This is a genomic window from Micromonospora sp. NPDC018662, from assembly GCF_044391475.1.
Classification (GTDB): Bacteria; Actinomycetota; Actinomycetes; order Mycobacteriales; family Micromonosporaceae; genus Micromonospora.
The window spans coordinates 49548-70439 of the sequence record NZ_JBISAC010000016.1 but is presented as its reverse complement, the minus strand read 5'-3'; the positions used below and the strand labels follow the sequence as shown (position 1 = coordinate 70439).

Genomic DNA, 20892 nt, shown 5'->3' with positions numbered 1-20892 from the left:
GGGCCCGTCTCGCGGTCAGGGGTCAGGTGTCGAGCGAGATGATGCCGTAGTCGTACGCGCGCCGGCGGTAGACCACGCTCGGGCGGCCGGACTCCTTGTCCAGGAACAGGTAGAAGTCGTGGCCGACCAGCTCCATCTGGAACAGCGCGTCGTCGACGGTCATCGGTTCCGCGGGGTGGACCTTCGCCCGGGCGATGTGCCACGGCTGGTCGTCGGGTTCGGAGTAGCCGCTCTGGTCGGGGCGTTCGGCCACGGCGGTGGCCGTGCCGTGCCCGTTCAGCGACGCCAACCCGGGCCCGTCGAGATCGGCCACCGGCAGGCCGGCGGTCGCGGCGGCCACCGAGAGCGGCGCGTGCCGCCCGCGGTGCACCCGGCGGCGGTCGGCCGCCCGGCGGAAGCGGGTGTCCAGCTTGGCGATGGCGGCGTCGAGCGCGCTGTAGAAGTCGTTCGTGCAGGCCTCGGCCCGGATCACCGGGCCCCGCGAGACGCAGGTGATCTCCACCCGCTGGCAGTGGTCGGCCTGGCGCGGATTGCGCTCATGGAACAACTCGACATCCACGCGAATGAGTTTGTGGTCGTAGCGTTCGATCTTTGCGAGCTTTTCGGCTACGTGCACCCGGTAATGGTCCGGCACTTCGACGTTACGGCCCTTGACCACGATGTCCACGTGACCTCCCTTGTTCGGACGGTCGTTCGGTCCGGATCTTCCGGTCGACGCGCCTGGGACAGCCCCGCTCGGCGTCGACCGGTGGTGTGCGGCTACGCCTCCTTCCAGTGCCGGGGAAGGTTGGCACCCTCACTACCCCCGACACCGAAACGCTAACTCCTGTTCGGTCACCAGTCACCCCCGGTTGTCGAGAGCGGTCGCGAAAATTAACAGCTCATACACCATGGGGTGAAACGGAAACACGAAGCGTCACCGAGGACGTCGTTTTTGCGTTGCGGCGAGCACCACCGCGACCTTTGGCGTCATTCCCGCGCCGTGCAATTTCCGGCTCACCGTCGCAAGCGTGGCACCGGTGGTGACGATGTCGTCGAGCAGCACCACGGTCCCGGCCGGCGCCGCCGACCCGGCCCGGCGCAACCGGAACGCCGCCTCCGCCGCCGCGGCCCGGCCGGCGCTGTCCAGCACCACCGAGTCCGGCCGCGGCAACGCCCGCAGCGGTCGCCGCACGCGTACCGGCCAGCCGGCCGCGCGTAGCCGGGCCGCGGCGGGCCGGACCATCCGGTCCAGGTGGTCGCCGTACCGGGCCCGGGCGGCGCGGGCGGTGTCCGGCACCGCCACCAGCGTCACCGGGCCGGGCCGGCCCACCGCCACGGCCACCACCTCGGCCAGCAACGCGCCCAGCGGCCGGGCCAGCCCGTGCCGGCCCCGTTCCTTGTACGCCAGCAGCCCCTCCCGCAACGCCCCGCCGTACGGGCCGAGGGCGACGCAGGGCGGCAGGCCCGGTGGGGCCGGATCGGGCCGGGTCGACGCGGGCCGCAGCGCCGCCAGCTCGGCCACGCACCGCGGGCAGAAGCCCTGCCGCAGCCCCGGGGCGCGCACCGCGCACCCGGCACAGCCGGTGGGCAGCACCAGATCGGTCAGATCCGACCAGAGGCCGCCCAGACCCGGCACCGGCATGTCAGTAGAGGAAGAAGGGCGCGGTCGGGTTGGCCGTCCGGCTGCCCGCCGGCAGGTCCAGCACCTGCTCCGGCGTGACGAAGTCGATCGGGTTGTTCCGCCAGGCGCTGCCGGCCGTCTCGAACATGAACGAGTACGCGGGCAGCCCCCGGTCCCCGCCGCCCGGATACGCCGCCAGTTGGCTCACCGGGGCGCCGATCTCGGACGCGAGCGGGGGCTCCCAGGAGCCGTCGACGGCGAGCTGGTGGATGGCCGAACGGCGGTCCGGGTCGTTGCCGGCGATCACCAGTTGGTCCTCGGCGATCCAGTCGACGGCCGTCACGCCGGTGAGCACGGTGGGCAGCCGGCGGGGCTGGCCCAGGGTGACCACGCCACCCTCCACGCTCACCGGCGCCACGTAGACGGCGCCGCCGCTGACCAGCGCGATCCGGTGGCCGTCGAGGGACCCGGCGACCGCCACGACGCTTCCGGAGACGTTCAGCGGAACGGCGCTCAGCGTGGCCGCCCCGTCGAACCGGTAGAGCTTGCCGTCGGCCGCCACCAGACCCGCCGGGTGGTCCTTGTCCAGCGAGCGCAGCCAGGTGGGCCGGCTCATCGTGCGGAACCCGGCCTTCGCGTCGCTGCTGTTGAACACCGCCACCGGTTCCGGCCCGGTGCCCACCTTGAGCCGGAGCCGCTTGTCCGCCCCGGCCACCACCAACGCGGCCAGCACCTGGTCGTCGGCGCGGGCGAGCGTCGCCGAGACCACGTTCCGGTTCTCCGCCGCCGGCATCGGGACGGTGGCCCGCTGCTCGGCGCCGATGGCGAGCGGATGGAGGACCCCGTCGTAGACGCTGAACCGGGTGGGATTCGCGCCGCTCGGGTACGCGGGATGGGTGCCGCGCTCCCGCTCCAGGTCGACGCTGAACCGCTTCTGGTTCTGGATCTTCAGATCGAGCTGCCCGGTCAACTCCGGCAGCGACCAGGCGAGCTGGGTGCCGAGCCGGGCCAACCGCCCCTCGTTGGCCCCCGGCATGGTCAGGTTGACCTCCCACTGGGAGTCCGCGCCGGTGGCGTTGTTGATCGGGCGGGTGCCGTCCGGGAGCCCGGTCACCCCGGGCGCCAGCCAGTCGGACGGGCCACCGGCCAGCCACTTCACCACCTCGGTGACGCGCCGCTCGGCCGGCACCGACGACGGCAGGTAGCGCAGGTCCGGCACCAGCCGGGTCAGGTCCGAGTTCCAGAAGTAGACCGTGCGCGAGCGGTAGTACTGGCGCAGCGCCGCGTCGCTGGTCAGCAGCACGTTCGGCAGGCTGGTGATCAGCAACCCGGTGCCGGCCGGCTCGGCCCGGCGGAGCTGGAAGACGTACTCGGTCTCGGTGGCCCCCGGCGGGCCGAGCGTGCCGTCGGCCCGCAGCACACCGACCTGCTGCACCTTGATCGTGACGGTGCTGGTGCCCTGGTTGTTCGGTGGGGTGCTCTCCGGCTTCGCCCGCAGCCGGACCACGGTGAGTTCGACCTCGCTGGTCTGCGGCTTGCCGGGCAGCAGGTCCCGGGCCTCCGGCGCGAGGAACTTCTGGGCCCGGGTGTACGCCTGGTCGCGCTCCCCGGCAGCGGCCGCCCGCAGGTAGTTCTCGATGAACGGCACCGGCTCGTCGCTGTCGGTAGGCGCCGGCGGCGAGGCCGGCGGACCGTTGAGCGAGCCGGCCTCACCGGCGGGCACCGAACCGTCGACCTGGACGTCGGTCTCGGCCGGGATGCCGCACCCGGCCGGGAGCAGGACGCCGGCCAGCAGCACGGCCAGCAGCCGCCGCCGCGTCACGGTCACGGCCCCACCTCCATCCGCGCGGAGTCGTCGGCAGGGCCGACGGCCAGCGCGCCGGCGCCGCTGCCCGGCCCGATGGCGAGCAGGCCGCCGTCGCGGGGACCGCCGAACGGCAGGGCCGCGTCGGCCGGCACCAGCCGCAGCGGCGAGGTGGTCAGCCGGTCACCGGCCCGCGCCGGCAGGGTGAGCCGGAACTGCGCGCCCTGCCCCGGTGCGCCCCACGCCTCCAGCCAGCCGCCGTGCAGCCGGGCGTCCTCCACGCTGATCGACAGGCCCAGGCCGGTGCCACCGGTCTGCCGGGCCCGGGACGGGTCGGCCCGCCAGAACCGGTTGAAGACCAGCTTCTCCTCGCCCGGCTTGAGCCCGACGCCGTGGTCCCGCACGGTGATCGCCACCGCGCTCTGGTCGACGCCCAGGGTGACCCGGACCGGCTTGGCCTCCCCGTGCTCGACCGCGTTGCCGACCAGGTTGCGCAGCACGCGCTCGACCCGGCGCGGGTCGACCTCGGCGATCACCGGAGTGTCCGGCAGGTCGAGCTCGATGGCCACCCCGACCCGCTCGGCCAGCCCGGCCAGGCGCTCGACCACCCGGTGCACCACCGGCACCAGATCGGTCGGCTCGCTGTCCAGCACCGCGAAGCCGGCGTCGAACCGGCTGATCTCCAGCAGGTCGGTGAGCAGCTCCTCGAAGCGGTCCAGCTCGGCCTGGAGCAGCTCGGCGCTGCGCGCCACCGCCGGGTCGAACTCGTCCCGTTCGGCGAAGATCAGGTCGGCCGCCATCCGGACCGTGGTCAGCGGCGTCCGCAGCTCGTGCGAGACGTCCGAGGTGAACCGGCGTTGCAGCCGGGACATCTCCTCCAGCCGAAGGATCTGCCGTTGCAGGTTGGTCGCCATCTGGTTGAACGAGGCGGCGAGCAGGGCCAGGTCGTCCTCGCCGGAGACCACCATGCGCTGGTCGAGCAGGCCGGCGGAGAGCCGCTGGGCGGTGCGCGCGGCCACCCGGACCGGAGTCACCACCAGGCGGGTGACCAGGGCGGCCAGCAGGCCGAGCAGCAGCACCAGGGCGACGCCGGTGGCGACCACGGTGGCCCGGGCGTCGGCCGCCGTGGCGTCCTGCCGGGCCAGGGGTACGAGGTAGTAGAGCTCCACCTGCCCGAACCGGGTGGGCACCGGGGAGCCGTAGACCAGGTATTTCGTGCGGTCGCCGCCGAGCGTGCCGGTGCGGATCTGGTGGGCCACCTTGCCGGACGCCACGGTGGCCCGCAGCTCGTCGCCGATCACCGGGCGCACCGGCACGTCCGGGGAGACGCGGGGCTCGATGAACTCGGCGAAGTTGTCGGCGGTGATCGCCACCACCACGCCGCTGGTCTGCGCCGGGTCCCCGCCGGCCAGATAGTTGACAGTGCCGTCGATGGTGTCCTGGAGCTGGGCCTCCTGCGGCTGGCTGTAGAGGTTGAACTGCTTGGCCGCGTACTCGCTGCCGTTGCTCAGCCGCATCCGGACGTCGGTCTCGGCGTTCTCCAGCAGGATGCTGGTGATCTTGTCGGCGATCAGGTAGGCGAAACCGCCCACCAGCAGACTCGACGCCACCAGGGTGATGGTGACCACGCGGACCTGGAGCGAGCGCCGCCAGGCCTGGTGCACACCGGCGGCGAACCGCGTCGACCGGCCGGCCAGGGCACGCCAGAGCACCCGCGCGGCGCGCAGCCGGCGGGGCAGGACGGTCGGCGGGTCGGGCAGCGGGGCGGTCAGCACAGTGCTGACCAGGTTATCCGGTGCCCGCCTTGTAGCCCACGCCCCGGACGGTGAGGATGATTTCGGGTCGCTCCGGATCCGGCTCGATCTTGGCCCGCAGCCGCTGCACGTGCACGTTGACCAGCCGGGTGTCGGCGGCGTGCCGGTAACCCCACACCTGCTCCAGCAGCACCTCGCGGGTGAACACCTGGCGGGGCTTGCGGGCGAGCGCGACCAGCAGGTCGAACTCGAGTGGCGTCAGCTTCACCTCCTCGGCGTCCCGGCTGACCGTGTGGGCCGGCACGTCGATGGTGATCTGGTTGCCGGGCGGGCCGATGGTGAGCAGCTCCGGCGCGACGTCCTCGCCGCGACGCAGCCGGGCCCGCATCCGGGCCACCAGTTCCTTGGGCTTGAACGGCTTGACCACGTAGTCGTCGGCGCCGGACTCCAGCCCCAGCACCACGTCGACCGTGTCGCTCTTGGCGGTCAGCATCACGATCGGCACGCCGGACTCGGCGCGGATCGCGCGGGCCACGTCGATGCCACTCATGCCCGGCAGCATCAGGTCGAGCAGGACGATGTCGGGCCGGCTGTCGCGGAACGCGGCCAATGCCCGTTCTCCGTCGGCGACGAAGGACGGCACGAAGCCCTCGCTGCGCAACACGATGCCGAGCATCTCGGCAAGGGCGGGGTCGTCGTCGACCACGAGTACGCGGGCTCTCATGGGGTTTATCGTTCCATCCCCGTTCATTCGAAAGGTCGAAGTCTTTCCGGCACGGTAGCGCCGAGCGCGCCCACGCACCACAGCTGACGGCGTGGCCAGCGTGGCGCACCACCGCCGACGGGTCCACCGGACGCGGACCCGCCGTGCAACCATGATCCCCCGGGTGCCCCGCCGCCCGCCACCTCTGCCCTGCCCGCCCAGGAGTACGCGTGTCCGACGCCGGCCCGACCGCGGTGCTCCCGCGCCGCCCGCTGACCGTCGGCGAGCTGCTCGACGCCGCCGTGCTGCTGCTCCGCGACCAGGCCCGGGTGCTCCTGCCGCTCGCCGTCGCGCTGGCCCTCGCCGAGCAGGCCGTGCTGTACCCGTTACGGCTGCTGGCCGGTGTGCACCCGCCCGGCTGGTGGCCCGGCGACGAACACCGGTTCGGCTGGTACTGGCTGCTGCTCGCGGCCGGCGCCGGCACCGAGGCGGTGATCATCGCGCTGCTGGGCAACCCGGCCGCGCGCGGCGGCGCGGCGGCCCTGCTCGGCCGCCACCGCGCACCGGCGGAGCTGCTCCACGGGGCCCGTCCGGGCGCGACCCTGCTGGCCGCGGGCGCGGTCGGGCTCACCGTCGGCGCCGCCGGGCTGGCCGGGCCCGCCTGGTTCGTGGCGTACGGGCTGCTCGGCCTGGTGGTGCCGGTGCTCGTGCTGGACGGCGTGCCGGCGCACCGGGTGCCGGGACGGGCGGTCCGGCTGGCCGGCCGGGTGGGCGGGCGGGGCGCCGCCGTCCGGCTGCTCGGCTACCTGGGCTGGTGGCTGGTCCGGCTCGGCATCGGGCTGGGCGTCCCCTACGGGCTCGGGCTGCTCGGCCTGTTCGACGTGTCGGCCTGGGCGCTGCCGGTGGCCGTCGTCGCGCACGCGGCGGTGAACGCGCTCGCGTACCCGGCACTGGCCTGCCTCGACGCGGTGCTGCACCTGGAGACCCGGATGCGCACCGAGGGGCTGGACATCCGGCTCTCCCGGGCGCCGGCCGGTGCGCCGGAGCCGGTGCTGCTGGCGGCCCACCGGTGAGCCGCTGGTGGACCGAGGCGGTCGCCGCGCTGGGCGACGTCGTCCCGCTGCCGCTGGCCGCGCTGCTCCTGCTGGCCGCCGCGCTGCTGACGGCCCTGGCCTGGCATTCCTTTCCGGCCTGGGTGCCCCGCCGACTGCCCCGGCTCACGCTGCCCCGGCTCCGCCGGCCCCGGCTGCGACTGCCCCGGTTCCGGCTGCCCCGGTTCCGGCTACCGCGCCGGCGCCGGCGCCGTCCCGCCCGCCGCCGGCCGGACCCGCCGGTGCGCGTTCCCGCGCCCCGCACCGCGTCGCCGGCACCCACCGGCGTCCCGGGGACGGCCGACCGGCTGGCCGCCGAGGGCCGCTACGCCGAGGCGGTGCGGGAACGGCTCCGGGAGATGGTCCGGCTCCTGGTCACGCGGCAGGTGGTGGAGCCACGGGCCGGGCTCACCGTCACCGAGCTGACCGAGGCGGCGGCCCGGGCCCGCCCGGCGGTACGCCCCACCCTGCACGCCGCCGGCACGATCTTCTCCGACCTCTGGTACGCCCAGCGCCCCGCCACCGTCGGCCACGACCAGCGGATGCGCGCCCTCGCCGCGGAGCTGCGCCGCGAGCTGACCGGCGAGGAGGAACCACGGTGACCGCCACCACCGCCCCGGCCCGCCCCGCGACCCCACCGGCGTCCCGTCGCCGACGGCACCGCGTCGTGGTCCCGCTCGCCCTGGCCGTACTGCTGATCGTGACCACAGTCGTCCTGCACGCGGTGGACCAGCCCGACCCGGACGAGCGCGGCTTCCTCTCCCCCGTCGCCACCGACGACGACGGCGGCAGCCGGCTCGCCGAGGCGCTGCGCGCGCAGGGGGTGCCGCTGCGCCGGGAGACCGACACCGCCGGGGCGCTGCGGGCCGCCGGTACGGCGCCGAGCACGCTCTTCGTGCCCGCCCCCGAGCTGGTGCACCCGGACACCCTCACCGGGCTGACCGCGTTGCCGCCCGGCAGCCGGCTGGTGCTGATCGAACCCAGCCGGCGCGTCCTGGCCGAACTGGGCACGCCGGTCGAGCCGGCCGGCCGCCGGTGGGCCACCCGGGCCCTGCCGCCGGACGCCGACGGCACGGCATGCCGGCTGCCCGAGGCGGTCCGCGCCGGCACCGCCGCGGTCGACCACCAGCGGTACGCCGGGCCGGAGCGCGTCGACAGCTGCTACGGCGGCGCGCTGCTCCGGATCCCGGCCGGCACCGAGGTGGTGCTGGTCGGCGCCAGCGACCCGTTCCGCAACGACCGGATCGACGAGCGGGGCAACCGGGACCTCGCCACCGGCCTGCTCGGCGCCGGCGGCCGACCGCTGGTCTGGCTGGACCTGCCCGCCCCGGCGCCGGCCCCGACCGGGGCCAGCGCCTCGCCGACCGAGGGTCACGACGGGTCGCCGACGCCCCGCCGCACCGCCGAACGCCCCGACCGGGCCGACCCGCCGCCGCGCGGCGACAACCCGCTGTGGGGCGCGTTCCCGGCCTGGTTCTGGGCGATCCTGGCGCAGCTCGCGCTCGCCGGGCTGCTGGTGGTGCTCTGGCGGGCCCGCCGACTCGGGCCGCCGGTGACGGAGCCGCTGCCGGTGACCGTGCGCTCCGCCGAGACCGTCCGCGGCCGGGCCCGGCTCTACCGGCGGGCCGGTGCCCGGGACACCGTCGCCGGGACGCTGCGCGACGCCGCCCGGGACCGCGTCCTGCCCCGGCTCAACCTGCCGCCCGACACGCCCGACGACGAGGTGGCGGCCCGGGTCGCGGCGGCGACCGGCGACGACCCGGAACGGGTGGCCGGGCTGCTGCACGGCCCCGCCCCGCGCGACGACCGGGAGCTGCTGGAGCTGGCCCGTGAGCTGGACACGCTGACCCGTACCCTGGCCCCGCCCCCGAGCGAAGGAGAACCCCGGTGACCGGACCCGTCATCGCCGCCGCGTCGCCCGCCGCCCCGTCCGACGCCCGCGCCGCCCTGCACCGGCTGCGCGCCGAGGTGGCCAAGGCCGTGGTCGGGCAGGACGCCGTGGTCACCGGCCTGGTGATCGCGCTGCTCTGCCGGGGGCACGTGCTGCTGGAGGGCGTGCCGGGGGTGGCCAAGACGCTGCTGGTGCGCACCCTGGCCACCGCGCTCGACCTCGACTCCAAGCGCGTGCAGTTCACCCCCGACCTGATGCCCGGCGACGTCACCGGGTCGCTCATCTTCGACCCGCACACCGCCGCGTTCACGTTCCGCGAGGGGCCGGTCTTCACCAACCTGCTCCTCGCCGACGAGATCAACCGCACCCCGCCGAAGACGCAGTCCGCGCTGCTGGAGGTGATGGAGGAACGGCAGGTCACCGTCGAGGGCGCGCGCCGTCCGCTGCCCGAGCCGTTCATCGTCGCGGCCACCCAGAACCCGGTCGAGTACGAGGGCACCTATCCGCTGCCCGAGGCGCAGCTCGACCGCTTCCTGCTCAAACTGACCGTGCCGCTGCCCGGGCGGGACGAGGAACTGGGCGTGCTCCGCGCGCACCACGCCGGCTTCGACCCGCGCGACCTGCGCGCCGCCGGCGTACGCCCGGTGGCCGGCGCGGCCGACCTGGCCGCCGCCCGCGCGCAGGCGCACGCGGTGCACGTGGCCGAGCCGGTGCTCGGCTACATCGTGGACCTCTGCCGGGCCACCCGCGCCGCCCCGGCGCTGGAGCTGGGCGCCTCGCCCCGGGGCGCGACCGCGCTGCTCGCCACCGCCAAGGCGTGGGCCTGGCTGGCCGGCCGCGACCACGTCACGCCGGACGACGTGAAGGCGGTGGCCCGCCCGACGCTGCGGCACCGGCTCCGGCCGCGACCGGAGGTGGAGCTGGAGGGCGTCACGGTGGACGCCGTGCTCGACTCGGTGCTGGCCACCGTGCCGACGCCGCGATGACCTGGCGGGCGGGCCTGCTGCTCGCGGCCGGCGCCGGGACGCTGCCGGCCTGGCCGGCGCCGTTCCTCGGCGTCGCCGTGCTGACCGCGGCGGTGCTGCTGCTGGTCGCCCTGGACCGGGCGCTCGCCGTCCCGCCGCACGCGCTCACCGCCACCCGCACCGGCGACCGGACGGTCCGGCTCGGCGGCACCGCCACCGTCACCCTGCACCTGGCCAACCCCACCGACCGGGCGCTGCACGCCCAGGTACGCGACGCGTGGGTGCCGTCCGCCGGGGCGCGGCCGGCGCGGTCCCCGCGCGAGGTGCTCACCGTGGCGCCCGGCGACACGGCCACGCTGCCGGTCCGCCTCACCCCGACCCGGCGCGGCGACCGGCCGGCGGTGGCGCTGACCGTACGCTCGCTCGGGCCGATGCGCCTGGGCTTCCGGCAGCGCGCCGAACGGCCCACCACGCCACCGTGGACGCTGCGCGTGCTGCCGCGCTTCGACTCCCGCCGACACCTGCCGGAGAAGCTGGCCCGGTTGCGGATCATCGACGGCGTCCAGGTGACCCGGGGGCGCGGCCACGGCACCGAGTTCGACACGCTGCGCGAGTACGCCGTCGGCGACGACGTCCGGTCGATCGACTGGCGGGCCAGCGCGCGCCGCGCCGACGTACTGGTGCGCACCTGGCGGCCGGAGCGGGACCGGCGGCTCGTCTGCGTGCTGGACACCGGCCGCACCTCGGCGGTCCGGCTCGGCGACGAACCCCGGCTGGACACCGCGATCGACGCGGCGTTGCTGCTCACCGCGCTGGCCGCCCGCGCCGGCGACCGGGTCGACCTGCTCGCCGCGGACACCGCCGTGCGGGCGCGGGTGACCGGCAGCAACCGCCCGGCGCTGCTCACCCGGCTGGTCGAGGCGATGGCGCCGCTCCAGCCGGTGCTGGCCGAGACGGACTTCGAGCTGATCGCCGGTGAGGTGCTGCGCCGGGAGCGGCAGCGCAGCCTGCTGGTGCTCTTCACCGCGCTGGACGCGGGCGCACTCGGGGAAGGCCTGCTGCCGGTGCTGCCTCGGCTGGCCGCCCGGCACCGGGTGGTGCTGGCGGCCACCCACGATCCGGTGCTGACCGGGCTCGCCACCGCCACCCCGGCCGGCCCGGACGACCCGTACGCGGCCGCGTCGGCGTGGCGGGCGCTGGCCGAGCGGGACCGGGTGCGGGCCGCCCTGTCCCGGCACGGCGTGACAGTGGTGGACGTGCCCGCCGACCGACTCGCCCCTGCCGTCGCCGACACCTACCTGCGCCTGAAGTCCCTCGGCCACCTCTGACCGCACCCCCACCCCGGGCCGCCCACCCACGGGCCCCCCCACCCCACCCCCCACCCCGGGCCGCCGGCCCTGATTCACGGAAACAGTGGCTATGGCGGGCTCCATGGCCACTGTTTCCGTGAATCTGCGCTCAGGGGCGGAGGGGGCGGAGGGGGCGGAGGGGGCGGAGGGGGCGGCGGGAGCGGCGGGAGGGCGGCGGCGTGGCGGCCCAGGATGAGCGCGTATGCGAGGAAGGCGGCCCAGACGGTGGCGCCGGCCGCGACCCGCACGGCCATCGGCAGCGGCGCCGGGGTGACGAACGCCTCCAGCAGCGCGGAGACCGCGAACAGCCCGACCAGGCCGACCGCTACCACCATCGCCGACCGCCCCGCCTCGGCGACCGCCCGGCCGCGCCCGAGGTGCGCCGGCGGGGCGATCCACGCCCAGGCGGTGCGCAGGCCGACCCCGGCGGCGACGTAGATGCCGGTCAGCTCCAGCAGGCCGTGCGGTGTGATCAGGCCGAAGAAGACGTCCGCCCGGTCGTAGGAGACCATCACGCCGCCCACCACGCCGATGTTCAGCGCGTTCTGCCACAGCAGCCAGAACACCGGCACCACCAGCACGCCGGCGGCCAGGCACTGGGCCGCCAGCCAGGCGTTGTGCGTCCACAGGTGGAACGCGAACGTCGGCGCGGCGAACTCCGTGTAGTAGCCGGCGAAGCCGGAGTCGACGAGCTGCCGGGCCGACTCGGCGCCGATGAACGCGGCGGCGGTGTCCGGGTGGCCGGCGACGAACCAGATGAGGAAGACGGTAAGCGCGCTGAACCCGGTGGCGACGCCGCACCACCAGGGCCAGGCCCGGTAGAGGGCGGCCGGCAGGTCGGCCAGCAGGAACCGGCGCACCGACGCCCAGGACGGCCGGGGGCGGCCGGTGATCCGGGCGCGAGCCGCGAGGACCAGGTGGGACAGCCGACCGACCAGCGCCGGCTCCGGCGCGCGGCTGCGCAGCACGGAGAGGTGGGTGGCGGTGCGCTGGTAGAGCGACACCAGCTCGTCGACCTCGGCGGCGTCCAGCCGGCGCCGGCCGGTCAACTGCTCCAGCCGCCGCCACTGCGCGCCATGCTCCGCCACGTACGCGTCGAGATCCACTCGCTCATGGTGTTCACTGTCGGGGTGCGCGCGCAACCTCCCCCGCCCTCCCGGTGGGCCGACGCCGGTCTGGTCAGCGGCGAGGCGGTGGAGCTGGACGTCCGGGTCGCCCGGCTGGGCTCCCGGGTGCTCGCCCTGCTGGTCGACCTGTTCGTCCAGCTCGGCCTGGCGCTGGTGCTCGGTGCGGCGCTGTCCCTGCTGGTCCTCGCGATGCCGCCGGACGTGGTGGACGCCGCGCTGGCCGGTGGCCTCCAGATCGTGCTGCTGGTGCTGGTGCTGGTCGGCTACCCGGTGGTGATGGAACGGTTCGTCGGCGGCCGGACGGTGGGCAAGCTCGCGGTGGGGCTGCGGGTGGTGCGGGCCGACGGCGGTCCGGTCGGGGTCGGGCAGTCGCTGACCCGGGCGCTGGTGGGGGTCGCGGTGGAGTGGCCCGGCCTGGTGCTGCCGCTGTTGAGCTGGGCGGCGACCGTGACGGTGATGCTCACCGACCCGCGCGGCCGGCGGCTGGGCGACCTGGTGGCCGGCACGCTGGTGGTGCACACCCGGGGTGCCGCGGTGTGGCGACCGGTGCCGCCGGCCGTGCCGCCGCTGGTCGCCTGGGCGGGCACGCTGGACCTGACCCGGGTGGACGACGGGCTGGCCCTGGCCGTCCGGCAGTACGTGGACCGGCTGCCCCAGCTCGCCGCCGCGGACCGGGTCCGGCTGGGCCGGGAGCTGTGGGCGGAGGTGGGCGCGGTGACGTCGCCGCCGCCGCCCTGGGCCGCGCCGGAGTGGGCGTACCTGGCCGCCGTGCTGGCCGAGCGCCGGCGGCGGGCCGCGTACCGGCTGGGCCGGGTCCGCGCGGTCACCGGCTCGCTCTGGCCGGAGCTGGCCCCGGCGCCGGCCGCGCCGCCCGCGACCCCGCTGCGGCGGGCCGCGCCGGAACCCGCCGGGCCCGATCGGGTACGCCGCTGAGCGCGGCAGGCCGGCTCAGGAGAACAGCGTCCGGCCCCACCAGTCGGCCGCGTCGCGGACACCGGGCGGGCAAGCGAACAGGCCGCTGGAGACGTGACGGAGGTATTCGTTCATCGCGTCGTTGCGGGCCAGCCGCGTCTGGATCGGCACGAACTGCTTGCGCGGGTCCCGCTGGTAGGCGATGAAGAACAGCCCGGCGTCGAGCCGGCCCAGCCCGTCCGAGCCGTCCACGAAGTTGTAGCCGCGACGCAGCAGGCGGGCGCCGCCGTTCTGGTCCGGGTGGGCGAGCCGCACGTGCGCGGTCGGCGCGATGACCGGCTCACCGTCGTCGCCCTTGGCGGCGAAGTCCGGCTCGTCGAACTCGTCGCGCCGGCCGAGCGGGGCGCCGCTGCCCTTGGTCCGGCCGGTGATCGTCTCCTGCTCGGCCAGCGGGCTGCGGTCCCAGGTCTCGATCAGCATCCGGATCTTGCGAGTGACCAGGTAGGAGCCGCCGGCCATCCAGTCCGGGCCGTCGCCGGGCTGCACCCAGAGCTGCTCGCGGAGCAGGTCGGCGTCCTCGGCCTTGAGGTTGGCGGTGCCGTCCTTGAAGCCGAACAGGTTGCGCGGGGTGGCCTGGTCCCGCGACGTCGACGAGGTACGCCCGAACCCGAGCTGCGACCAGCGGACGCTGACCACGCCCATGCCGATCCGGGCCAGGTTGCGGATGGCGTGCACCGCCACCTGCGGATCGTTGGCGCAGGCCTGGACGCAGATGTCGCCACCGGACAGCTCCGGCTTGAGCGCGTCGCCGGCGAAGTGCGGGAGGTCGGCCAGCGCGGCGGGGCGGCGGTCGGCGATGCCGAACCGGTCCCGCCCCTGGGCGTCCCGGAACAGCGACGGGCCGAAGCCGACAGTGACGGTGAGCTGCGACGGGGGCAGCCCGAGCGCCTCGCCGGTGTCGTCCGGCGGGGCCTCCGGCACGCCGCCGACCGCACCGATCAGCCCGGCGTCCTTGCCGGCGGTCATCCGGGCCGCGGCGGCGGTCCACTCCTGGAGCATCGAGACCAGCCGGTCCCGGTCCTTGGTGACCACGTCGAACGCGACGAAGTGCAGCCGGTCCTGGGCGGCGGTGGTGATGCCGGCCTGGTGCTCGCCGAGGAACGGCACCGCCCCGGCGGCCGTCTCGGTGGCCGACGCCTGGCCGCCACCGGCGATCAGCGCGCCCGCGCCGGCCGCCACCGCACCGACGCCGGCCGCGCCGACGCCGGCCAGGGTCATCGCCCGCCGGCGGGAGATCCCGCGACCGGCCTGCTTGCTGTTCGGCTCGCTCGTCGCGTCACCGCCGGCCGGGGTGGTCATCGGGCGACGGCCGCCGCGATCTTGCTGACCGGCTCGGCCAGCGCGTTGATGCTGTCCGACAGCTCCTTCAGCTCGGTCTTGCTGAGCTGGGTGTGCAGCTTCCAGCCGTCGCCGGCCCGGTGCTTGCCGAGTGCCGCCTCGACGTTGGCGAACTCGCTGTCGAGCTGCTTGACCAGGTCGGGCGCGCGCTGCTCCAGGGCCGGGCGCAACGCGCCGACGGCCGCCTTCGAGCCCTCCAGGTTGGCGTTGAAGTCCCAGAGGTCGGTGTGCGAGTAGCGCTCCTCCTCGCCGGTGATCTTGCCGCTGGCGACCTCGTCGAGCAGCGCCTTGGCGCCGTTGGCGAGCTGGAGCGGGGTGAGCTTCTCGGCGTTGGCCTTGGCCACGATCGCCTTGACGTCGACCAGGAGCCGGTCGGCGATCGGGCCGTCCTTGCTGACGTCGCCGGTGGTCCAGAGGTCCTTCTCGATCCGGTGGAAGCCGGTGAACTCCATGCCCTCCTCGACCACCTCCTCGCGGCCGTCGATCTTGGGGTCGAGGTCACCGAAGCTCTCCGCGACCGGCTCGATCCGCTCCCAGTAGGTGCGGGCCACCGGGTAGAGCGCCTTGGCCTTCGCCACGTCGTTGGCCTTGACCGCGGCCACGAACTCCTCGGTCTTGGTCAGCAGCGCGGCGGTCTGGCTCTGCACGTAGCGCTGGTAGCTGGCGGTCGCCTGGGTGAGCGCGGCGTCCGGCGCGACGCTCGCGGCGGTGCCGCTGACCTTCAGCGCGCCCCGGATGCCCCGGCCGCTCATCCCCGGCTTGCAGGCGGTCTCGTACGTCCCGGCGGGCAACTCGACCCGCAGCTCGCGGCTCAGCCCGGGGGCGATGTTCTCCACCTCGCCCATCACCCGGTCACCGGCGGCGTAGACGTAGAACTCGTTGACCTTGGAACCGTTGTTGGTCACCTTGAACGTCACCTGACCGGCGTCGATCTCGGTGCTGTCGACCTCGCAGGCGCTGTCGGTCGCCTTGACGGCGATCGGCCCGCCGGCGGTCGCGTCGGCGTCGTCACCGCCGCCGCAACCGGCCAGTCCGGCGACGGCGAGCAACCCGGCGGCGGCGGGCGCGACGAATCGAGTGGTACGCATCGGTGCGGGATCTCCTCGGAAACGGGTGGGTCAGGCGCGCGGGGACGGAACGGCGGCGGCGTCGACAGCGGCCGGTGCGGGCTCGGCCGGGGTCGCGGTGGGCTCGGCTGCGGACTCGGCCGACGCGTTCGCGGCCGGGGTCGCGGCCGGCGGGACCGGGGTCGTGGCCGGCCGGGTCGGCTGGGCCGGCTTGCGCAGGAAGAGCACGAGCACCGGGACCGCGTACGCGACCCAGGCGATCAGCTCCAGCACGGTCGGCGCGGCGGTGATGTTGAACATGCCGGCGAGCAGTGCGCCGTACCAGGCGTTCGGGTCGAGCGTGGCGGAGATGTCGAACGCCTGGTCGTTGAGGCCGGGCAGCACGCCGGCCTCCTGGAAGTCGTGCACCCCGTACTTGAGGATGCCGGCCGCGACCAGGATGAGCAGCGCGCCGGTCCAGGTGAAGAACCGGCTCAGGTTGATCTTCAGGGCGCTGCGGTAGAGCCCGAAGCCGATCACCACGGCGGTGGCGATGCCGCCGATCAGGGCGAACAGCGAGCCCGCCCCGGTGCCGCCGGCCACGCTCTCGGCCGCGGCGTAGAAGATCAGCGCGGTCTCCAGGCCCTCCCGGACCACCGCGAGGAAGGCCATGCCGGCGACCGCCAGCGACCCGACGGCGAGCGCCTCGGTGAGCTTCCCGCGCAGTTCGCCCGCGATGGACCGGGCCGCCTTGCGCATCCAGAAGATCATCCAGGTCACGAACACCACGGCGGCGACCGAGGTCACCGCCTCGAAGAACTCGCGCGACTCGGAGGTGCGCAGCAGCGAGGTCGAGGTGTACTGGATCAGCGAGCCGAAGACGACGGAGAGCGCCACGGCCAGGCCGACGCCGGCCCAGACCTGGGGCAGCCGGTCACGCCGCTCCGACTTCACCAGGAAGGCGACCAGGATGCTGACCACCAGGGTCGCTTCCAGGCCCTCCCGCAGGCCGATCAGGTACGTGGCGAACATCCGTTACTCCGTAGTCGGTCAGGCATGCCTCAGTTAACTTAGGGCAGCCATACCTTGCTCCTGTTCCGGCACGGCGTCAAGTTGTTCACGGCAACGTCACCCAGCCTCGTCCGGGACCGGCCGAACCGGCCAGGGCCGGAGGACCCGTTCGTCGCCGCGTACGCGAAAAGGGACCGGGACGGCCGCGCGGCGGCCGACCCCGGTCCCTTCCCGGGCGCGGAACTCAGTAGCGGTAGTGCTCCGGCTTGAACGGGCCCTCCTGCGAGACGCCCAGGTAGGAAGCCTGCTCCTTGGTGAGCGTGGTCAGCTTGGCGCCGAGCGCGTCCAGGTGCAGCCGGGCGACCTTCTCGTCCAGGTGCTTGGGGAGCACGTAGACGCCGATCGGGTATTCCTCGGTCTTGGTGAACAGCTCGATCTGCGCGATGGTCTGGTTGGCGAACGAGTTCGACATCACGAAGCTCGGGTGCCCGGTGGCGTTGCCCAGGTTCAGCAGGCGGCCCTCGGAGAGCACGATGATGGCGTGGCCGTCGTCGAACCGCCACACGTCGACCTGCGGCTTGATGTTCTCCCGGGTCACGTCGGAGCGCTTCGCCAGGCCGGCCATGTCGATCTCGTTGTCGAAGTGACCGATGTTGCCGACGATGGCCTGGTGCTTCATCCGGGCCATGTGCTCGTTGGTGATCACGTCGAAGCAGCCGGTGGCGGTGATGAAGATGTCGGCCTGCTCGACCACGTCGTCCAGCGTGGCGACCTGGTAGCCGTCCATCGCCGCCTGGAGCGCGCAGATCGGGTCGACCTCGGTCACCACGACCCGGGCGCCCTGGCCGCGCAGCGACTCGGCGCAGCCCTTGCCCACGTCGCCGTAGCCCATGACGACTGCCATCTTGCCGCCGATCAGCACGTCGGTGGCGCGGTTGATGCCGTCGATGAGCGAGTGGCGGCAGCCGTACTTGTTGTCGAACTTGCTCTTGGTCACCGAGTCGTTGACGTTGATGGCCGGGAAGAGCAGCGTGCCGGCGCGGTGCATCTCGTAGAGCCGGTGCACGCCGGTGGTGGTCTCCTCGGTGACGCCCTTGATGCCGGCGGCGATCCGGGTCCAGCGCTGGCCGTCCTCGCCGAGCGAGCGGTGCAGCAGGCCGAGGATGACGGCGTATTCCTCGGAGTCGGCGGACTCGACCGGCGGCACGACGCCGGCCTTCTCGAACTCCGCACCCTTGTGCACCAGCAGCGTGGCGTCGCCGCCGTCGTCGAGGATCATGTTCGGACCCGCCCCGTCGGGCCAGGCGAGCACCTGCTCGGTGCACCACCAGTATTCCGGCAGGGTCTCGCCCTTCCAGGCGTAGACCGGGACGCCGGCCGGCGCCTCCGGGGTGCCCTCGGGGCCGACCACGATGGCCGCGGCGGCGTGGTCCTGGGTGGAGAAGATGTTGCAGGACGCCCAGCGGACCTGCGCGCCGAGCGCGACCAGGGTCTCGATCAGGACGGCGGTCTGGACGGTCATGTGCAGCGACCCGGTGATGCGGGCGCCGGCGAGCGGCTGGGCCTCGGCGAACTCACGCCGGATCGCCATCAGGCCGGGCATCTCGTGCTCCGCGAGCCGGATCTCCTTGCGCCCGAACTCGGCGAGCGACAGATCCGCCACCTTGTAGTCGCCCTCGGCGAGGGTGCTCGGCCGGGCGCCGGACGGCGCGCCGCTGGGGGCCGCCGGAAGCGTGCTGGTCATGGAAGCTCCTGTCGAACGAAGGGCTGCGCAGCCTTCCACCTTACGCGCGTGGGCCCGCTCACCCGGGGCCGGTTGGTGGAGGGGCGGTGGAGGGGCGGCGGACAGCGCACGGGGCGGTCGGTCGTGGACAGACTTCCCGCCCACGGCCCGGCCGCCCCGTGCATCCCCCCGGTTTGGATCCCCCGCGCGTTCCCGGACCTTCGTCGCGACAACGCTGCGTACTCATGAAGTTACAGTGGGACACCACGAATCGCGGCGGTTCCGGAAAATCAGCGGCTCAGCCCAGGCCGCAGGTGGCCACGAACGCCTCGCCCTCGCCGGTGAGCGTCAACGGGCCGCCGGCAGCGGGGCCGACCGCGGACCGGCCCGCACCCAACGTCACCACGCCGACCCCGTCGTCCACGGTCAGCCGGCCGGCCCGGCAGAGCACCATCCGCGGGCCGGGCAGCGTCAACCGCACCTCCGGCGACGCGGCACCCACCACCACCCGGTGCAGCGCGAAATCCTCCACCGGCACCGGCCAGGTCGACACCCCGGGCGCCACCGGCTCCGGCCGGAGCACCGGGTCGGCCAACACCTCGAACCGCAGCACCCGCAGCAGCTCGTCCACGTCTATCCGCTTCGAGGTCAACCCACCCCGCAGCACGTTGTCGCTCGCCGCCATGATCTCCACGCCGGTGCCGCGCAGGTAGGCGTGCAGATTGCCGGCCGGCATCCAGATCCCCTCGCCCGGCGCCAGCCGGACCCGGTTGAGCAGCAGCGCCACCACCACGCCCGGATCGGCCGGATAGCCGGACGCAAGCGTGCGCACCAGCGCGGCGTCCGGCGACGCCGGCCCGGCGGTCGCCGCCGCCAGCACGGCCGCCACCAGCCCGGCACGCTCCGCCGCCGGCCAGCTCAGCAGCGCGCGTACGGCCTCGCGCAGCCCCGCCGGCCCGTCGCGCAACGCCGCCACCACTGGCGCCAACGCGGGTACGCCGAACCCGGCGATCACCGTCGCCGACTCGGCCGGGTCCCGGAAGCCGCAGAGCGCGTCGAACTCGGAGAGCGCCACCAGCAGCTCCGGCTTGTGGTGCGGGTCGACGTAGTTGACCCGCCCGGTGTCGGCCGCGTGCCCGGTGCGGGCCTGTTCGGCGTCCGGATGCGCCTGGAGGCTCAGCGGCGCGTCGGCGGCCAGCACCTTCAGCAGGAACGGCAGCCGGGTACCGAACCGGCCGACCAGGCGCTCACCCAGCCAGTGCCCCGGCTCGGCCACCAGCAGATCGGTGAGGCTCACCGGGCCGCCGTCCCGGTCGACAGTGGCCGGGGCGCCCGGGTGGGCGCCCAGCCACAGCTCGGCCTCCGGCCCGTCGCTCGGCACCGGCCGGCCCTGCAACTCGGCGATCGCGGTCCGCGAACCCCAGGCGTAGTCCCGGATCCGGCCCTGCAACAACTCCATCGGTCAGCTCCCGGGCCGTCCGGCCACCTCGTCGGCCGGCGCCTCGGTCCCACCGGCGCCCGCCGTCGCCCCGGCGTGCTCGGTCGCCGCCTCCGGCACGGCGGTGTCGGCCGCCTGCCCGGTGCCCGCCCGCTGCGCCGCCGCGCTCCAGATGTCCGGCTCCAGGTAGATCACCCGGGCGATCGGCACCTCGCGGCGGATCCGCGCCTCGACCGCGTTGATGCCCCGGGCCAGCTCCTCGGCGCTCTCGCAGGCCGGCACCGCGATCTTCGCGGCCACCAGCAGCTCCTCCGGGCCGAGGTAGAGCGTCTTCATGTGGATGATGCGCTCGACCTCCGGGCCGCCGGTGACGGCCTGCTCGATCTTGGCCAGCTCGCTGCGCTCGGCACCCTCACCGAGCAGCAGGCTCTTGGTCTCGATCGCCAGCGTGATCGCGATGATCACCAGCAGCATACCGATCATCGCGGTGCCGGCGGCGTCCCACAGGCCGTTGCCGGTGGCCAGCGTCATGCCGACGCCGAAGAGCGCGAAGACCAGACCCACCAGGGCGCCGAAGTCCTCCAGCAGCACCACCGGCAGCTCCGGGGCCTTGGCCCGACGGATGAACCGGATCCAGGTCTGCTTGCCCCGGATCAGGTTGGACTCCTTGATCGCGGTCCGGAACGAGAAGCCCTCCATCACGATCGCCGCGAGCAGCACCACCACCGGCACCCACTGCCACTCCGTGATCGGGTGCGGGTCGGACGCCTTGTGGTACGCCTCGTAGAGCGCGAACAGGCCACCGAGGCTGAACAGCACGATCGCCACGATGAACGCGTAGATGTAGCGCTCCCGGCCGTAGCCGAACGGGTGCTGCGGCGTGGCCTCCCGCTTGGCCCGCCGGCCACCGATCAGCAGCAGACCCTGGTTGCCGGAGTCGGCCACCGAGTGGATCGACTCCGCCAGCATCGACGACGAGCCGGTCAGCAGGAACGCGATGAACTTGGTGACGGCGATGCCGAGGTTCGCCGCCAGGGCGGCGACGATCGCCTTGGTGCCCCCGTTTGCGCTCATGCC

The 20892-nt window shown here is 74.4% G+C and carries 18 protein-coding genes; 6 read left to right on the top strand and 12 right to left on the bottom strand.

All coding sequences use genetic code 11. The features are described from left to right. Positions 1-22: 22 nt before the first annotated feature. From hpf to mtrA, 5 genes are all read right to left on the bottom strand, one after another. The gene (gene hpf / locus ACH495_RS30120) at positions 23-667 is read right to left on the bottom strand and encodes a ribosome hibernation-promoting factor, HPF/YfiA family (protein WP_396861090.1); all 645 of its coding nucleotides are present in this window, start codon (positions 665-667) and stop codon (positions 23-25) included. Between the two features lie 249 nt (positions 668-916). After that, positions 917-1618 carry a ComF family protein gene (locus ACH495_RS30115; protein ID WP_396861106.1) on the bottom strand — a complete coding sequence of 234 codons (702 nt, stop codon included), beginning with the start codon at positions 1616-1618 and terminating at the stop codon, positions 917-919. A gap of 7 nt (positions 1619-1625) precedes the next feature. Further along, a complete protein-coding gene (locus tag ACH495_RS30110) occupies positions 1626-3425 on the bottom strand; it encodes an LpqB family beta-propeller domain-containing protein (RefSeq protein WP_396861105.1) in 1800 nt (599 codons plus the stop codon). Positions 3426-3427: 2 nt separating this feature from the next. Further along, positions 3428-5182 carry an MtrAB system histidine kinase MtrB gene (gene mtrB / locus ACH495_RS30105; protein ID WP_396861089.1) on the bottom strand — a complete coding sequence of 585 codons (1755 nt, stop codon included), beginning with the start codon at positions 5180-5182 and terminating at the stop codon, positions 3428-3430. 13 nt (positions 5183-5195) lie between these two features. After that, complete coding sequence (gene mtrA / locus ACH495_RS30100; RefSeq protein ID WP_091060316.1) at positions 5196-5885, bottom strand: MtrAB system response regulator MtrA; 690 nt, start codon at positions 5883-5885, stop codon at positions 5196-5198. A gap of 209 nt (positions 5886-6094) precedes the next feature. Between mtrA and ACH495_RS30095 the strand changes: the two genes are divergently transcribed. Genes ACH495_RS30095 through ACH495_RS30075 form a run of 5 tightly spaced genes read left to right on the top strand, consistent with a single transcriptional unit; the run spans position 6095 to position 11139 of the window. After that, positions 6095-6937: a hypothetical protein gene (locus ACH495_RS30095; RefSeq protein ID WP_396861088.1), complete on the top strand. Its 843-nt coding sequence runs from the start codon at positions 6095-6097 to the stop codon at positions 6935-6937. Beyond that, on the top strand, positions 6934-7557 hold the full coding sequence (locus ACH495_RS30090) for a DUF4129 domain-containing protein (RefSeq protein ID WP_396861087.1): 624 nt from the start codon (positions 6934-6936) through the stop codon (positions 7555-7557). The genes ACH495_RS30095 and ACH495_RS30090 overlap by 4 nt, the downstream gene beginning before the upstream one ends. Next, positions 7554-8846 carry a DUF4350 domain-containing protein gene (locus ACH495_RS30085; RefSeq protein ID WP_396861086.1) on the top strand — a complete coding sequence of 431 codons (1293 nt, stop codon included), beginning with the start codon at positions 7554-7556 and terminating at the stop codon, positions 8844-8846. Before ACH495_RS30090 ends, ACH495_RS30085 begins: the two co-directional genes overlap by 4 nt. Beyond that, a complete protein-coding gene (locus tag ACH495_RS30080) occupies positions 8843-9832 on the top strand; it encodes an AAA family ATPase (RefSeq protein ID WP_396861085.1) in 990 nt (329 codons plus the stop codon). Before ACH495_RS30085 ends, ACH495_RS30080 begins: the two co-directional genes overlap by 4 nt. Further along, positions 9829-11139, top strand: a complete 1311-nt coding sequence (locus ACH495_RS30075) for a DUF58 domain-containing protein (protein WP_396861084.1) — start codon at positions 9829-9831, stop codon at positions 11137-11139. Before ACH495_RS30080 ends, ACH495_RS30075 begins: the two co-directional genes overlap by 4 nt. A gap of 89 nt (positions 11140-11228) precedes the next feature. Here ACH495_RS30075 and ACH495_RS30070 read toward each other — a convergent pair whose 3' ends face one another. After that, positions 11229-12266, bottom strand: coding sequence for a stage II sporulation protein M (locus ACH495_RS30070; RefSeq protein ID WP_396861083.1), 1038 nt, complete (start codon positions 12264-12266; stop codon positions 11229-11231). Here ACH495_RS30070 and ACH495_RS30065 point away from each other — a divergent pair. Further along, positions 12237-13220, top strand: a complete 984-nt coding sequence (locus ACH495_RS30065) for an RDD family protein (protein ID WP_396861082.1) — start codon at positions 12237-12239, stop codon at positions 13218-13220. The two genes, ACH495_RS30070 and ACH495_RS30065, sit on opposite strands and share 30 nt — an antisense overlap. 15 nt (positions 13221-13235) lie before the next feature. Here ACH495_RS30065 and efeB read toward each other — a convergent pair whose 3' ends face one another. The 6 genes from efeB to ACH495_RS30035 form a co-directional block, all read right to left on the bottom strand. Then, complete coding sequence (gene efeB / locus ACH495_RS30060; RefSeq protein WP_396861081.1) at positions 13236-14558, bottom strand: iron uptake transporter deferrochelatase/peroxidase subunit; 1323 nt, start codon at positions 14556-14558, stop codon at positions 13236-13238. Further along, the gene (gene efeO / locus ACH495_RS30055) at positions 14555-15685 is read right to left on the bottom strand and encodes an iron uptake system protein EfeO (RefSeq protein ID WP_396861080.1); all 1131 of its coding nucleotides are present in this window, start codon (positions 15683-15685) and stop codon (positions 14555-14557) included. Before efeO ends, efeB begins: the two co-directional genes overlap by 4 nt. 30 nt (positions 15686-15715) lie before the next feature. Next, entirely contained in the window at positions 15716-16675 is a 960-nt protein-coding gene (gene efeU, locus ACH495_RS30050; protein WP_396861079.1) for an iron uptake transporter permease EfeU, read from the bottom strand. A 223-nt stretch (positions 16676-16898) separates the two neighbouring features. Next, positions 16899-18398, bottom strand: a complete 1500-nt coding sequence (ahcY, locus tag ACH495_RS30045) for an adenosylhomocysteinase (RefSeq protein ID WP_396861078.1) — start codon at positions 18396-18398, stop codon at positions 16899-16901. Between the two features lie 277 nt (positions 18399-18675). Further along, positions 18676-19836 carry a mannose-6-phosphate isomerase, class I gene (manA, locus tag ACH495_RS30040; RefSeq protein WP_396861077.1) on the bottom strand — a complete coding sequence of 387 codons (1161 nt, stop codon included), beginning with the start codon at positions 19834-19836 and terminating at the stop codon, positions 18676-18678. Positions 19837-19839: 3 nt separating this feature from the next. Beyond that, positions 19840-20889, bottom strand: coding sequence for a cation diffusion facilitator family transporter (locus tag ACH495_RS30035; protein WP_396861076.1), 1050 nt, complete (start codon positions 20887-20889; stop codon positions 19840-19842). Between the last annotated feature and the right edge of the window lie 3 nt (positions 20890-20892).

Coding starts and splice junctions, on each gene's coding strand:
- mtrA (WP_091060316.1), bottom strand. CDS start 5,885: ATGAGAGCCCGCGTACTCGTGGTCGACGACGACCCCGCCCTTGCCGAG.
- ACH495_RS30075 (WP_396861084.1), top strand. CDS start 9,829: ATGACCTGGCGGGCGGGCCTGCTGCTCGCGGCCGGCGCCGGGACGCTG.
- ACH495_RS30065 (WP_396861082.1), top strand. CDS start 12,237: ATGCTCCGCCACGTACGCGTCGAGATCCACTCGCTCATGGTGTTCACT.
- efeB (WP_396861081.1), bottom strand. CDS start 14,558: ATGACCACCCCGGCCGGCGGTGACGCGACGAGCGAGCCGAACAGCAAG.
- efeO (WP_396861080.1), bottom strand. CDS start 15,685: ATGCGTACCACTCGATTCGTCGCGCCCGCCGCCGCCGGGTTGCTCGCC.
- efeU (WP_396861079.1), bottom strand. CDS start 16,675: ATGTTCGCCACGTACCTGATCGGCCTGCGGGAGGGCCTGGAAGCGACC.
- ahcY (WP_396861078.1), bottom strand. CDS start 18,398: ATGACCAGCACGCTTCCGGCGGCCCCCAGCGGCGCGCCGTCCGGCGCC.
- manA (WP_396861077.1), bottom strand. CDS start 19,836: ATGGAGTTGTTGCAGGGCCGGATCCGGGACTACGCCTGGGGTTCGCGG.
- ACH495_RS30035 (WP_396861076.1), bottom strand. CDS start 20,889: ATGAGCGCAAACGGGGGCACCAAGGCGATCGTCGCCGCCCTGGCGGCG.